We start from the raw sequence: 13,571 nt of genomic DNA, 5'->3' as shown, positions 1-13,571 counted from the left end.
AAATGAATTTAGACAAATTAACAACCGAAACGAGAAATACACAAACGATGAACTTAGATGAGCTTTCAACAAGCGAAGTAATGACTCTAATGAATCAAGAAGATCAAAAAGTTGCTTTAGCCGTTGAAGAAGCATTGCCAATGATCACAAAAGTTGTAGAAACAATCACGGATTCATTCAGTAAAGGCGGCCGTTTAATTTATATGGGTGCTGGAACAAGCGGACGTTTAGGTGTCTTGGATGCAGCTGAGTGTGTTCCAACATTTAGTGTAGATCCAAGCATGGTACAAGGATTGATTGCAGGCGGAATGAAAGCTATGACCGTTGCAGTTGAAGGGGCAGAAGATTCAAAAACACTTGGAGCTGAAGATTTAGAAGCTATTCAATTAACTGATAAAGATGTAGTTGTAGGAATCGCAGCAAGCGGACGTACACCTTATGTTATCGGTGGGTTAGAATATGCAACAAAAGTTGGAGCAAAAACAGCGACAATCTCATGCAACAAAGATGCTAAAATTAGTCAATATGCTCAAATGCCGATTGAAGTAGATGCTGGTCCTGAAATCTTAACGGGTTCTACACGATTAAAAGCGGGAACTGCTCAAAAATTGATTTTAAATATGTTGTCAACTGGCGCAATGATCGGTTCTGGAAAAGTTTACCAAAATCTAATGGTAGACGTAAAACCCTCTAATGAAAAATTAGAAGAACGTTCAAAACGCATTATTATGCAAGCTACAGAATGTACGTATGAAACAGCAAGCGAAACATTTGCAGCTGCTGACCACCAAGTGAAATTGGCAATTGTTATGATCTTAACGCATTCAGATAAAGAAACAGCAACTCAAAAATTAACAGAAGCGAAAGGGTTCATTCGTGAAACCTTAGCATAAAACTAGGAGGGTAAAAAGATGGCTGAAACAAAAGAGCAACGCATGGCTAGACAGATATATGAGCAAGTTGGAGGTATGGGGAACGTTGATTCTGTTATTCACTGTATGACTCGTGTTCGTATGGATATCAAGGATAACGGTAAAGTAAACTTTGATGGTTTGAAAAAAATCGATGGAGTTATGGGTGTTGTAGAAGATGATACCTTACAAGTTGTTGTAGGACCTGGTACCGTAAACAAAGTAGCGAACGAAATGGTAAGCATGGCAGGTGTTCGTTTAGGCGATAAAATTCCAGCCGGAAAATCAACTGCAACAAACTCTGGTCGTTCTGAAGCTGAAAAACAAGCGGCTATAAAAAAAGCTGAACTGAAAAAGAAAAATAACACACCTTTTAAACGTGTGTTGAAAGACATTGCAAATATCTTTGTTCCATTAATTCCAGCATTCGTTGGAGCTGGGATCATTGGTGGGATTGCTTCTATTTTCCAAAACATGATTACAGCTGAGACACTTACTGGAGAAAATTGGCTAACAATCGTTTTAGTCCTAAACATTATTAAAAGTGGATTATTTGCTTACTTGAACGTCTATGTAGGGATCAATGCTGCTAAGGTATTTGGCGCTACAGAAGGTTTAGGTGGGGTTGTTGCTGGTATTATTTATCTTCCAGGTATGTTGGTCGATGCACCTTTAACAAATATCTTTACTGGTGACCCTATGGCTGCTGGACAAGGTGGAATCATTGGTGTTATCTTAGCGGTCTACTTATTGTCAATCGTAGAAAAAAGCATGCGTAAAGTTGTTCCAGATTCAATCGATATTATCGTAACACCAACCATTTCTTTATTGGCTATTGGTTTAGTAACCATTTTCTTGATTATGCCAATCGCAGGTGCCATTTCATCTAGCTTAGTTGGAGCAATCACTTGGGTATTAAATGTTGGTGGAGCTTTCGCCGGTTTCGTATTAGGCGCATTGTTCTTACCAATGGTTATGTTTGGTTTACACCAAGTATTAACACCAATCCATATTGAAATGATCTCTACTCAAGGAATGACATTATTATTGCCGATCTTAGCTATGGCTGGAGCTGGGCAAGTTGGAGCTTCAATCGCATTATGGATAAAATGTCGTAAAAACAAACAATTAACAAACATGATCAAAGGTTCATTGCCTGTAGGTATCTTAGGAATCGGTGAACCATTAATCTATGCGGTAACATTGCCTTTAGGTCGTCCATTCATCACTGCTTGTATTGGAGGCGGTATCGGTGGAGCTGTTATCGGATTATTTGGTGGAATTGGTGCAACTGCAATTGGACCAAGTGGAGTAGCGTTAATTCCATTAATTGCTAACGGCAAATGGTGGGGTTATGTAGTTGGATTATTAGCTGCTTATGCTGGTGGATTCTTAGCTACTTACTTCTTTGGAGTTCCAAAATCAGCAATGGAACCAACTGAACTAGTTTCTTATGATGCAGACGAATTCGACGCAGAAACTATTGTTGACTAATCTGATTTGTACATTGTAAAATAACAGTAGCGTTTAAAAGGCATGTGAGTCTAGCGATTTGCATGCCTTTTTCAGTTTATAAATGAATGCAAATAGTCGGAGGTCGCAGGTTATGCAGAATAATGTCTTATTGACGATTAGAGAGAAAAAAATTACGTTGCCACAATCTGAAAAAAAGATAGCTGAAACAATTCTTAGAGATCCAGTAAAGGTTATTCAAATGAGTGCAACAGATCTAGCGACTGAAGCTGGTTCTAGTTCGGCTGCAGTGATTCGCTTTTGCCGTTCGATTGGCATTAAAGGATTTACGGAGTTGAAACTTCAATTGTCGGCAGATTCCCAAGGCATCAAGGATAATTTATACACGGATATTTTAGCTGATGAGAATTTAGAACAAGTTAAAAAGAAAATGCTCATCAATACGAATCATCTTTTTAAAGAAACCAATAACGTATTGGATACGAAACAAATTGAGCGTGTTTCGGAATTGCTTCATGAGAGTTCAATTATTTATCTATATGGTTTAGGGGCTTCTCATATTGTTGCTTCTGATATTCAACAAAAGTTTAGTCGAATGGGAAAAATAGTTGTTTGTTCGCTTGATCAACATTTGCTAGTCACATCAATGGCAGTTGCCGGAGAGAATGCGGTGTTTTTTGGAGTTTCAAACAGCGGTGAAAAGAAAGAAGTTCTTGCTTTAATGATTATGGCAAAAGAACTTGGATTGAAAACAGTAGCACTCACAAATAATACTGAGAATGCGCTAAGTCTTGAAGCGGATATTGCCTTAAAAACAGCTTTTGCTCATGAAGCTCCTCTAAGAAGTGGAGCGACAATTTCGTTATTGACTCAGATGTATGCTGTCGATATTCTGTTTTATGACTATGCGTCTAAAAACTACGACTTGACCGTAACCAATTTAGAGAAATCTAAAGCAGCCATTCAGCGGTATAACCAAAAATTTGATTGAAAAGTGTCAACTAAAAAGAATGGAAAACAGCCTTTCGTAGCTTGATTTCCATTCTTTTTTAGTTCGTTTGACTGAAGCTTTGAAACAAGCCTACTGATTTTTTTGAATTAATGGTATGATAAATGTAAATCAATCATCTATTAATTCAGGCAGGTTAGGAGTTGGCTTATAGTGAAAAAAAGAATTATTTCCACTTATTTTAGTGTTTATATAAATGAAAACGAAGTTGTTCTGCACTATGCAAACTCAAAAGAGCTGGCTCAAGAGTTTCAATTTAAACTGGAAGAGGATGCTCAGCGTTTTTATCATGCGTGTTTAGATATTGAAAAATCAATTGAAAATTTGTCAGGGCCTAAAAAAGAAGTGACCCATAATCAGTGGGTGAAACAAACATTGAGTGGTGTAGATTTTGAGTACACAGAATACCAATGAAAAAAGATCGAAGTTTAGAATAATGAATAAGTAAGTGGAGGAGTAAAAAAATTGATCAAATTAATTGCAATTGATATGGACGGAACATTATTAAATGAACACCATTTAGTAACGGATAAGGTGAAAAAAGCAATCAAAGAAGCAAGTAATGCAGGGATTAAGATTGTTTTATGTACAGGCAGACCAGTACATGCGGTCTATGATTATTTTGAAGAATTGGATTTGCCTAAAGATGAAGAAGATTATGTGATTTCTTTAAATGGGACAGTTGTTCAAAAAACGACCAATTGGGAAATTGTTTATTCGCACCAATTAGACCATAGCCAATTGAAAAAAGCAGAACAACTCATTGAACCGTTCGAAATGAATTTTACATATTTCGACGAGAAAGCTTACTATTATACAGGTAAAAAAACTGAAATGTTGCAATTCGATGCTGATTTATTGGGAATGGATGCTGTGCATTTGCCATTAGAAGAACTACCTGAGGAATTGACAATATTTAAAGCGATGTATGTTGCAGAAGAAACAGAACTAGATCATTTAGCGGCTTCTATGCCAGCATTTATTTCTGAAAATTTTTACCCTATTCGAAGTTTGTCTTATGTTTTAGAATTGTTACCTCAAGGTGCTAATAAAGGTGAGGCATTGACAGGATTAGCAACGAAACTCGGATTTTCAATGGATGAAGTGATGGCTATCGGCGATGGAGAAAATGATTTAGATATGATGAAAGTGGCGGGTACGAGCGTAGCGATGGGTAATGCTGTTGACTCTATTAAATTAACGGCAAAATATGTATCTAAATCAAATCAAGAAGATGGAGTTGCACATGCAATTTATGAATGGGCATTGAATTAACTTTTTCTTAAGGTGTATTTAACTGTAGGTAACTAGTTAAATTAAAGGGGTTTGACAAGGGAATCTACTTCAATACTCAGTATAAAGACCAAAAAAGGGTTCATTGCAAAAAAGTAATGGACCTTTTTTTTATGGCGAGAAATGTAGTTGAGTTAGAGAGCCTTATCATTTGATAGGACTTTCTAAAAGTCTTATACTATAGATGTGTTAAAAATCGAGGAGGGATGGTATGCAAGAACAATTAGTAAAGATTTCGGAAAAGATGTTTGAGTGTCAGCGTGTGTGCAACGAATGTTTTTATGCTTGTCTAAAAGAAGATCATGTTCAGATGATGGCAGAATGTATTCGATTAGACCGAGAATGTGCGGACATTTGTGCTTTTGCTTCAACTGCTATTACTAGAGAAAGTTCTTTATCCGCTGACCTTATTGCTTTATGTGCCACTATTTGTCAAGCTTGCGGAAAAGAATGCGAGAAACATGATCATGATCACTGTCAAAGATGTGCTAAAGTATGTTTGGAATGTGCAGAACTTTGTCGTAATTACGCTTAAATTTCAAAACAACTATATTTATATGTACAGCTCTGGTTGCCTATTATTAGGCTTTTCTAATAGAGTTGTACATATTTTCGTCACAAACCAAACTTAAAAAATTTTTTTTAAACTAAAAGATAGCCCTTACAACTAATAGTTGTTATACTTCGAGTATCAATTAATAGCAGGATTTTTTAAACAATCTGCTTTCACATAGTACTTATTTTTCCTCCTTGAAGCAAGACCCTCAGTTTCATCCTAGGTCATCCTGACCGCCAATACACTTTTAGTTTTGACAAATTTTCAAGTAGTATATCCAGACATCTTTATTTAATTTACCCAATTTTACCCACTCACCTTCAGTATCACTCCATAGTAGTTACTTATCCTATTTATCCGTACCCATTTTTCATATTAAGCTGTAAACTTTTTTAGAAAAAATGAATTGTTTTAGGTTTATTTAAGTCGCCTTTTTTTAGAAAATTATAAAAATATGAAGGAGAATGTTATATGGAAATTAATTTCACTGAACCTTATGGAAGGCTATACGAAACAATAGAAGATGGAGAATTAATTATTTTTGACTTCGAAAATGAGTATGGAAAAGTAAAGAATATGTTTATTAAAAGAGAGATTCCTTTTCAACTAGAAAATAAAAAGTTCTTTGACATCGTAACACCTTACGGCTATGGCGGACCGGTTATTCAAGAAACGACAGATGAGGAAAGATTATTGGCAGGATATTTTGAGGCATTTTCCAATTATTGTCAAAAAAATGATATCATCACTGAATTTATTCGATTTGATCTTTTTGAAAATACTCAAGTACGAGATTGTTTTTATGGAGATGTCTCACTTGTGGGCAATACCATTGTGAAAAACTTAGAATTGCCGATAGAAGAAGATGTACGTAAAAAGATTTTTCGAGATGCTAGAGTAGCTAGAGAAAAAGGGGTTGAAATCAGTTTAGATCAGACGGGTGAACGTGTTGATGATTTTCTAGAAATGTATTATTCAACGATGGACCGTAATGGGGCGGATGCTTATTATTATTTCAAAAAGTCTTTCTTTGAACAGATTCACGAAACGATGAAAGGTCAATTTTTATATGTATTTGCTACAATTGATGGAAAACTTATTGCAGCAACGTTGGTATTATTCGGCAAAGAAAGGGCTTTTGGTTTCTTAGCAGGAACTCTAAAAGAATTCTTCAATCATCATCCCGAAGTTTTGATTCAATTAACCGTTATGGAGTGGTTAAAAGATAAAGGCATTGAAAAATATATTTTAGGCGGTGGGCATAAAGGAGAAGATGGAATATATATGCATAAAAAAGCTTATGCACGACACGGAGAGCACCCTTTTTATGTGGGAAAAAAAGTACATGATCCTATTATTTATGAAAAGTTGATTCAACTGCGAAAGGTATTTGGCAATTTTGATATGGAAACCAGCTTTTTTCCAAAGTATAGAACTTGATAATAAGATGATCTAATGAAATGAACTATATTTAAGTATCACCATCCTCGCACTATCACAGAAATTAAAAAGGTTAATTCATTTTAAACGATTCACACCTCTTTTTTCGCTAAATATTCCTCAGTTTTATCCCTCTAAAGCGTCATCCTTATAAAAAATCCATTTTCTTTATTGAGTTTATTTGTAAAAAAATTTACTTCTAAATGATTCACCCTCGTAAAATGAGCCTCTCATTCAACCTCGCAAAATCCTCCCTCAATACAGTTTAGGTCCTACCCTCTCTCATTTTTGACAAGCAGTTAACACATAACTAAAAATACAATAGAGGTGAGAACACTATGAAAAATTATTATCCAGTTAAGTCAATTATTGAATGGATTTTTGCCGGTATGTTATTTCTATTGGTTCTACCCATTCTATTCATTTTAGGGATTTTAATAAAACTAGAAGATCCTACTGGCCCTATCTTCTTTATCCAAGAACGTGTAGGAAAAGACAATGAAATATTCAATATGTATAAGTTGCGAAGCATGAAAAACCCAACAGCTATTGGTAATAAAGAACTATCTTATGATGAGCGCATGTTAAAAATCGGACAATTTATTCGGAAATTAAGTCTAGATGAATTGCCTCAGCTCATCAATATTCTAAAAGGAGATATGAGTTTTATCGGTCCTAGACCATTGCTTGTTTATTATTTACCTTGTTACAACGAAACAGAATTGCATCGTCATGATGTTAAACCCGGTATCAGCGGATGGGCACAAGTTAACGGTCGCAACAACTTAAGTTGGGAAGAGCGATTTGCTTTAGATGTGGAGTATGTTGAAAAATGCTCATTTCTTTTTGATGTAAAAATTGTTTTGATAACAATTAAAAAAGTGTTAATGAAAGCAGATATCGTTGAAAAAGAAGTTGATTATATTATCGCATTTGATGAATACCGGAAAATGCAATGGAAACAGGAGGAGGTGTTGGATAACGTCACTCCACTATTTCCTGATGCTATTCCTTTAGAAGTTAGTTCAATAGTAGAAAATAGAGAATTCAAAGTCTAATAAGTTGAAAAACAATCATCGCTGGTTCAAATGAAATCTGATGGGAATAAGCGATAGGAAGAAGGGAAGTCTATGATAAATCATGAGCGGATTTTATTATCTTCACCACATATGTCTGGAAAGGAACAACTATACATTAAAGAGGCGTTTGATTCTAACTGGATCGCTCCTTTAGGTCCGAATGTCACTAATTTCGAACTAGAACTGGCTCGGTATACCAATAAAAAAGGAGCTTCGTTAACAAGTTCTGGTACTGCAGCTATTCATTTAGCTCTTGCTTGTTTAGGGATAGAAACAGGAGACAGCGTGTTCTGTTCAAGTTTTACTTTTATTGCAAGTGCTAATCCAGCATTGTATTTAGGAGCTGAATTAACGTTTATCGATTCTGAACCTAGCAGTTGGAACATGTCACCGCAAGCATTAGAACGTGCATTGTTTGATGCAAGTAAAGCCAACCATTTGCCAAAAGCGATTATTGTTGTAAATCTTTATGGACAAAGTGCTGATATGGAACTATTACTGAACGTTGCAGATTTGTTTGGTGTTCCCATTATTGAGGATGCAGCAGAATCGTTAGGTGCAGAGTATAAAAATAAAAAAAGTGGAACATTTGGGAAAATTGGAATCTATTCTTTTAATGGCAATAAAATTATTACTACTTCTGGCGGAGGAGCAATTGTTAGTGATGATGAAGAATTGTTAGATAAAGCTTTCTTCTTAGCAACTCAAGCAAAAGATGCAGCACCCTATTACCAACATTCACTGGTCGGCTACAATTACCGCATGAGCAATGTGTTGGCTGGAATTGGAAGAGCTCAATTACAGGTCTTGGATAAACGAGTTGAAAAAAGGAGAGAAATTTTTCAAAACTACTACAGTGAATTAAATTCCATTGAAGAAGTTCATTTTATGCCTGAACTCAAACAATCGAAATCCAATCGCTGGTTGACAACATTAGTGATTGATCCATTTATGACGAACGTTACTCCTTTTGAATTTATGGACAAAATGAACCAGGCAAATATTGAAACGCGTCTTTTATGGAAGCCTCTTCATATGCAACCATTATTTAGACGCACGAAATTTTATAAACATAATGAAAGAACACCTGCTGTATCTGAATTACTATTTGCGATGGGCATCTGTATTCCTTCCGGCTCTAATATGACGGAAGAAAATCAATTTAGAGTTATCGACCAGATGAAAAAAATCCTTTCACCAGTTGATCAAGCACCCGTTTTACGGAATAAAGTGCCTGCTAGTCAAGTTTAAATCTATAAAAATATAAAAGGATTTTAGTAAATTAACGGTTTGGAGGATTCAATTATGGATAAAGTATTGATTTTAGCATCAATTTCTCCAATGATAGAAGGCTTTAATCGACCGAATATAGCTTTGTTGCAAAAAGAAGGGTATGAAGTTCATGTTTTAGCAAATTTTAAAGATGAAAATAGTGAAGCGAATGAACGAAATAATCGTTTTAGAAATCAATTACAACTTCAAGGTGTAACCGTATTTGATATCGCTATAAATCGTAATCCCTTTAAAGTAATGAACTATAAAGCCTATAAAGAAATCAAGCAAATTATTGATCGAGAAGCTTATGCGTTTATTCATTGTCATTCACCAATTGGAGGAGTTCTTGCCAGACTTGCTGCCAGAGAAGCACAAAAAAGAACGACTAAAATTATCTATACTGCACATGGGTTTCATTTTTTCAAAGGGGCACCATTGAAAAATTGGATGATGTATTATTCAGTTGAAAAGTGGTTATCTAAGTATACCGATTGTTTAATAACAATCAACGATGAAGATTATCATGTAGCTCAAAATAAACATTTTAGAGCTAAGAAAATTGAAAAAATTAATGGAGTAGGAATCAATAAAACGATATTTAAGCCAATTGATACAGAATTAAAAAATCAGCGAAGAAGTTTACAAGGGTATGAGAAAGAAGATTTCCTTTTGATATATGTTGGCGAATTGAGCAAAAGAAAAAACCAACAGTTAGCTATCTCTATGATGGGAAGAGTCGTTCAAACGTTACCACAAGTTAAGTTATTGTTGGTTGGAGATGGTGAATTAAGAGAGCAATATGCTCAACAAATTAAAGACTTACACTTAGAAAAAAATGTATTTTTACTTGGGTTTAGGTCAGATGTTGATAAGTTGATGAGTATCTCTGATCTCGTCCTTTCTACTTCTAAACAAGAAGGCTTGCCGGTAAACATTCTAGAAGCTATGGGAACAGGATTGCCAATCATAGCCACTGATTGCAGAGGAAATCGTGATTTAATCCATCACGGTAAAAATGGTTATCTAGTAGGGTTAGAAGATGAAGAACGTTTGGCTAGTTATGTAGACATACTTTACCATTCTAATAGCTTAAGAGATGACTTTGGTCTGAAAAGTTTAGACTATCTTGAGAAGTATTCCATTCAGTCTGTTATGAGCCAAATGACTCAAATCTATCAAATTGTAAATTACACACCAGATTCATCACTCATCAACAGTAAAGAAACAGTAAAAGCATTGATCAAATGAGTTTCCTATAAAAAGTGGGTCTTATTGGAGGTGAAAAGTGTGGTCGCAAACTCTTTAACGTTAGAAAAAAAACGAGTGACATCAACAGTAATGGTGACGGTATTTTTGATGTCTGTCTTTTTAAATCAATCAAATGTGTTATTTGGAATCAACCTATCGTTATCTGATTTTTTAGTTCTAGGATTAGTAATCAGTTTGATTATGAAGCAAGAACTAAGTTTACCTCTTATGCACATTATAGTGTTTAGCGCTTTTTCAATTCTTATTTTATTTCACTCCTTATTCATCATTCCTAATCAATATATGATTGCAGCCGATCCATTAGCCACTCTAATCGATTATACCAAGCTGCTAGTCGTCTTCCTATACTACACCATTGGTTTTAACCTTTCCCGCTTAAAATTAACAGCAGTTTTTCTAAAAGGGTTTGTAGTCGGATCCGTTGGAATTGGCTTCATTGGTATTTTAATTTCGTTTATTCCAATTCCTTATTTATCTTCAATCATGTTATTTGGAGAAAGCCGGTTGATCGGTTTTATGAATGATCCAAATTTTTTCGCAGTGATTCAATGTTGTGCATTAAGTATTTTGTTAAGAATGAAACCACTAAACAGTGTCATTCGAATTGGTGCAATCGGAATCATTCTTCTATCAATCATTAGTTCTGGATCAAAGTCAGCGATTATCTTAGTCGCTCTTTACAGTGGATACTTTTTGGTAGGGAAACTCGTGAAAATGGAAAAAACAACTCCTTTAAAAGTAGTAAGTTCACTCTTTTTGGTTTTAGGGGTGTCAGCGATCATTCGAAATCTTTTGACCTACACGGATGAATTGATGGCATTGATTGTCAGTCGATTCCCAATTTTTTCAAGAGTAGAATTGTTGTTTACTGATTTTTCTTCAGCCGTTTCTGATGGCGGATCAGGAAGAACGCAAGTTTGGGAAACGGCAATGCACATGATAGATTCTGCTCCATTACTAGGAATTGGATTAGGCAATTATATTCCAATTGCCAATCAATTTGTTCACAATCCAAATGTTGCTCATAACACCTATCTTCAGCTTGCTGCAGAATGGGGAATTGTGTTGACTGCTTTATTCTTTTTATATGTCGGTTCAACTCTACTCAACAATAGGAAAAATAGTTTTGAAAATGACCAAGAGAATCAAAATAGACAAATGATTCGAGATATTCTAATTATCTTTTTAATTGCTTCTGTATCGATATCATTAAACAATGCCCGGATCTTTTGGTTAGTACTAGGAATGAGCGTCTTCCAAACGAAATATAACCGTCCATTGAAACAATCATTTAAAGGAGAAGATTAACATGAAAGTATCCGTTGTAATGGGCATTTATAACTGTGAAAAAACATTAAAAGAAAGTATCGATTCACTGCTAAACCAATCATATGAATTTTTTGAAATTATATTATGTGAAGATGGTTCAAAAGATAACACCTTACAAATTGCAAAAGAATATGTACGAAACTATCCGAAAAAAATAAGATTGATCCAAAATGAAACGAATAAAGGTCTAGCTTACTCTTTAAATAGATGTATCGCCATTTCAAAAGGCGAATACATTGCACGGATGGATGCAGATGATATTTCTCATAAAGACAGATTTGAAAAACAAATGAGTTATTTAGAATCACATCCAGAATGTGCTTTAGTGGGTAGCCAAGCTTTTCTATTTAACGATAATGGCATTTGGGGAATACGAAAAACAAAAAGTGACCCGTTTAAAAAAGATTTTTTGTTTGGTTCACAGTTTATTCACCCAACAATCATCATCAAAAAAGCAATTCTTAATCAAATTGGAAATTATGCTGTTTCAAAAGCGACATTAAGAGCAGAAGATTACGACTTATTTATGCGATTATACGCTGCGGGATATGAAGGCCACAATATGCAAGACATCTTACTCAATTACAGAGAAGATGGCACAACCTTTAAAAAGAGAGCATTCAAATACAGATTGGATGAAGCTAAGGTACGGTATGACGGTTTCAAAAAAATGAAACTGCTGCCTCTAGGATTACTGTATGTTCTCAAACCATTAATTGTAGGCTTGATCCCTCAAAAAGTACTCATGTTGTTCCGGCATGAAAGTTTAGAAAGCAACCAGTTTGATGAAACAAATCACCCAACTGTTTAAACAAATTATCTTTTTTAAGAAAGGAGTACTACTATGGTTGCTGTGTCTATTATTATGCCAATCTACAATGTCGCTGATGCATTAGGGAAATCGATTCAAAGTTTATTGGACCAAACTTATCAAGACTTTGAATTAATTTTAGTCAATGACGGATCAACAGATAGTTCGGGCCGTATTTGTGATGAATTCCAAAGAAAAGACAGCCGTATATTAGTCGTTCATCAAGAAAATGCTGGTTCTGGATTTGCTCGAAATGCTGGACTTGACCAAGCAACTGGAGAGTACATTTATTTTTCTGATCCTGATGATTACGTAGAAGCTGAATTGATTGAAGAAAATTTGAAAATTGCATTGGAAAATCAAGCCAATATGGTCGTATTTGGTTATTATTTTGAAGAAATGAATTCAAGAAAAAAAATTAAAAGGACTACTCAGCTTCCAACGTTATCTGTCGGAACTACAAAAGAGGATTTTAGAAAAAGTTTCAGAGCATTTCAAGGTTTAGATTCCAATGTGTTGTGGAACAAACTGTATAAACACCTTTATTTACTTGAAAATAATTGCCGTTTTACGGACCAAAGAGTCGGTCAGGATGCGTTGTTCAATCATTTGGTTTATCGAAATTTAGAGTCCGTTTACTTTAATCAAATACCTTATTATCATTACGTTTCGCGAATGGGTTCAGCAATCAATCGTTACCATCCAGACCGCTTTCTTTTAGAATACAATATTGCAGAACACTTTGAAAAATTAGTGGTGTATTGGCAACTGGATAAAACTTACCATGATTTAATTAGTTTAGCTTACTGGAGAACACTGTATGTAGAATTAAATAATTTAGTTTTAGAAGATTGCCCCCTTGATAATCATCAGAAAGAACAACACGTAGCCTTCATCATACAACACCCCAAAATTCATGAAATGTTATTTTCTGAAAATTCAGGATTGGAAAGAAAATACCATATCCAGTTATTGATTCTCTTGCTAAAAAATGCAAGATACCATCTAGCCTTAAGAGTTATGCGAGCTAAAATACAATTCAGTAAGAATTATCATCATACATTTCTTGCCTTAAAAAAGATAACAGGAGATTGAACAGGCAAAAAAAACGATATTATTTAATGAA

The 13,571-nt window shown here is 34.9% G+C and carries 13 protein-coding genes; all 13 read left to right on the top strand.

Annotated elements, in window-relative coordinates:
* Positions 1-2 precede the first annotated feature (2 nt).
* Entirely contained in the window at positions 3-893 is an 891-nt protein-coding gene (gene murQ, locus BP18_RS01215) for an N-acetylmuramic acid 6-phosphate etherase (RefSeq protein WP_029278166.1), read from the top strand.
* 18 nt (positions 894-911) lie between these two features.
* Positions 912-2,405 (top strand): PTS transporter subunit EIIC, encoded by a 1,494-nt coding sequence (locus BP18_RS01210; protein ID WP_029278164.1) that lies wholly within the window; start codon positions 912-914, stop codon positions 2,403-2,405.
* A 112-nt stretch (positions 2,406-2,517) separates the two neighbouring features.
* On the top strand, positions 2,518-3,375 hold the full coding sequence (locus BP18_RS01205; protein ID WP_007725052.1) for a MurR/RpiR family transcriptional regulator: 858 nt from the start codon (positions 2,518-2,520) through the stop codon (positions 3,373-3,375).
* A gap of 171 nt (positions 3,376-3,546) precedes the next feature.
* Positions 3,547-3,807 carry a hypothetical protein gene (locus tag BP18_RS01200; protein WP_029277130.1) on the top strand — a complete coding sequence of 87 codons (261 nt, stop codon included), beginning with the start codon at positions 3,547-3,549 and terminating at the stop codon, positions 3,805-3,807.
* A gap of 51 nt (positions 3,808-3,858) precedes the next feature.
* Positions 3,859-4,668, top strand: a complete 810-nt coding sequence (locus tag BP18_RS01195; RefSeq protein WP_007725046.1) for a Cof-type HAD-IIB family hydrolase — start codon at positions 3,859-3,861, stop codon at positions 4,666-4,668.
* Between the two features lie 229 nt (positions 4,669-4,897).
* A complete protein-coding gene (locus BP18_RS01190; protein ID WP_029277129.1) occupies positions 4,898-5,221 on the top strand; it encodes a four-helix bundle copper-binding protein in 324 nt (107 codons plus the stop codon).
* A gap of 492 nt (positions 5,222-5,713) precedes the next feature.
* Complete coding sequence (locus BP18_RS01185) at positions 5,714-6,682, top strand: GNAT family N-acetyltransferase (protein WP_007725038.1); 969 nt, start codon at positions 5,714-5,716, stop codon at positions 6,680-6,682.
* 338 nt (positions 6,683-7,020) lie between these two features.
* Positions 7,021-7,740 carry a sugar transferase gene (locus tag BP18_RS01180; protein ID WP_007725035.1) on the top strand — a complete coding sequence of 240 codons (720 nt, stop codon included), beginning with the start codon at positions 7,021-7,023 and terminating at the stop codon, positions 7,738-7,740.
* Positions 7,741-7,812: 72 nt separating this feature from the next.
* A complete protein-coding gene (locus BP18_RS01175; protein WP_029277126.1) occupies positions 7,813-9,012 on the top strand; it encodes a DegT/DnrJ/EryC1/StrS family aminotransferase in 1,200 nt (399 codons plus the stop codon).
* A gap of 54 nt (positions 9,013-9,066) precedes the next feature.
* Positions 9,067-10,284: a glycosyltransferase family 4 protein gene (locus tag BP18_RS01170; protein ID WP_029277124.1), complete on the top strand. Its 1,218-nt coding sequence runs from the start codon at positions 9,067-9,069 to the stop codon at positions 10,282-10,284.
* Positions 10,285-10,323: 39 nt separating this feature from the next.
* Complete coding sequence (locus BP18_RS01165; protein ID WP_007725025.1) at positions 10,324-11,613, top strand: O-antigen ligase family protein; 1,290 nt, start codon at positions 10,324-10,326, stop codon at positions 11,611-11,613.
* 1 nt (position 11,614) lies between these two features.
* The gene (locus BP18_RS01160; protein ID WP_007725024.1) at positions 11,615-12,445 is read left to right on the top strand and encodes a glycosyltransferase family 2 protein; all 831 of its coding nucleotides are present in this window, start codon (positions 11,615-11,617) and stop codon (positions 12,443-12,445) included.
* Positions 12,446-12,478: 33 nt separating this feature from the next.
* Positions 12,479-13,540, top strand: coding sequence for a glycosyltransferase family 2 protein (locus BP18_RS01155; RefSeq protein ID WP_029277122.1), 1,062 nt, complete (start codon positions 12,479-12,481; stop codon positions 13,538-13,540).
* Positions 13,541-13,571: the final 31 nt, after the last annotated feature.

It is taken from the genome of Carnobacterium jeotgali MS3, assembly GCF_000745125.1.
GTDB classification, from domain to species: Bacteria; Bacillota; Bacilli; order Lactobacillales; family Carnobacteriaceae; genus Carnobacterium_B; species Carnobacterium_B jeotgali.
Note: the sequence above shows the minus strand (reverse complement) of the source record. Positions and strands in the feature narration are given on the sequence as shown.

Bases quoted from the DNA above. Each gene is read 5' to 3' on its own strand.
- murQ (WP_029278166.1), top strand. From the start codon at position 3: ATGAATTTAGACAAATTAACAACCGAAACGAGAAATACACAAACGATG.
- BP18_RS01210 (WP_029278164.1), top strand. From the start codon at position 912: ATGGCTGAAACAAAAGAGCAACGCATGGCTAGACAGATATATGAGCAA.
- BP18_RS01205 (WP_007725052.1), top strand. From the start codon at position 2,518: ATGCAGAATAATGTCTTATTGACGATTAGAGAGAAAAAAATTACGTTG.
- BP18_RS01190 (WP_029277129.1), top strand. From the start codon at position 4,898: ATGCAAGAACAATTAGTAAAGATTTCGGAAAAGATGTTTGAGTGTCAG.
- BP18_RS01185 (WP_007725038.1), top strand. From the start codon at position 5,714: ATGGAAATTAATTTCACTGAACCTTATGGAAGGCTATACGAAACAATA.
- BP18_RS01180 (WP_007725035.1), top strand. From the start codon at position 7,021: ATGAAAAATTATTATCCAGTTAAGTCAATTATTGAATGGATTTTTGCC.
- BP18_RS01175 (WP_029277126.1), top strand. From the start codon at position 7,813: ATGATAAATCATGAGCGGATTTTATTATCTTCACCACATATGTCTGGA.
- BP18_RS01170 (WP_029277124.1), top strand. From the start codon at position 9,067: ATGGATAAAGTATTGATTTTAGCATCAATTTCTCCAATGATAGAAGGC.
- BP18_RS01160 (WP_007725024.1), top strand. From the start codon at position 11,615: ATGAAAGTATCCGTTGTAATGGGCATTTATAACTGTGAAAAAACATTA.
- BP18_RS01155 (WP_029277122.1), top strand. From the start codon at position 12,479: ATGGTTGCTGTGTCTATTATTATGCCAATCTACAATGTCGCTGATGCA.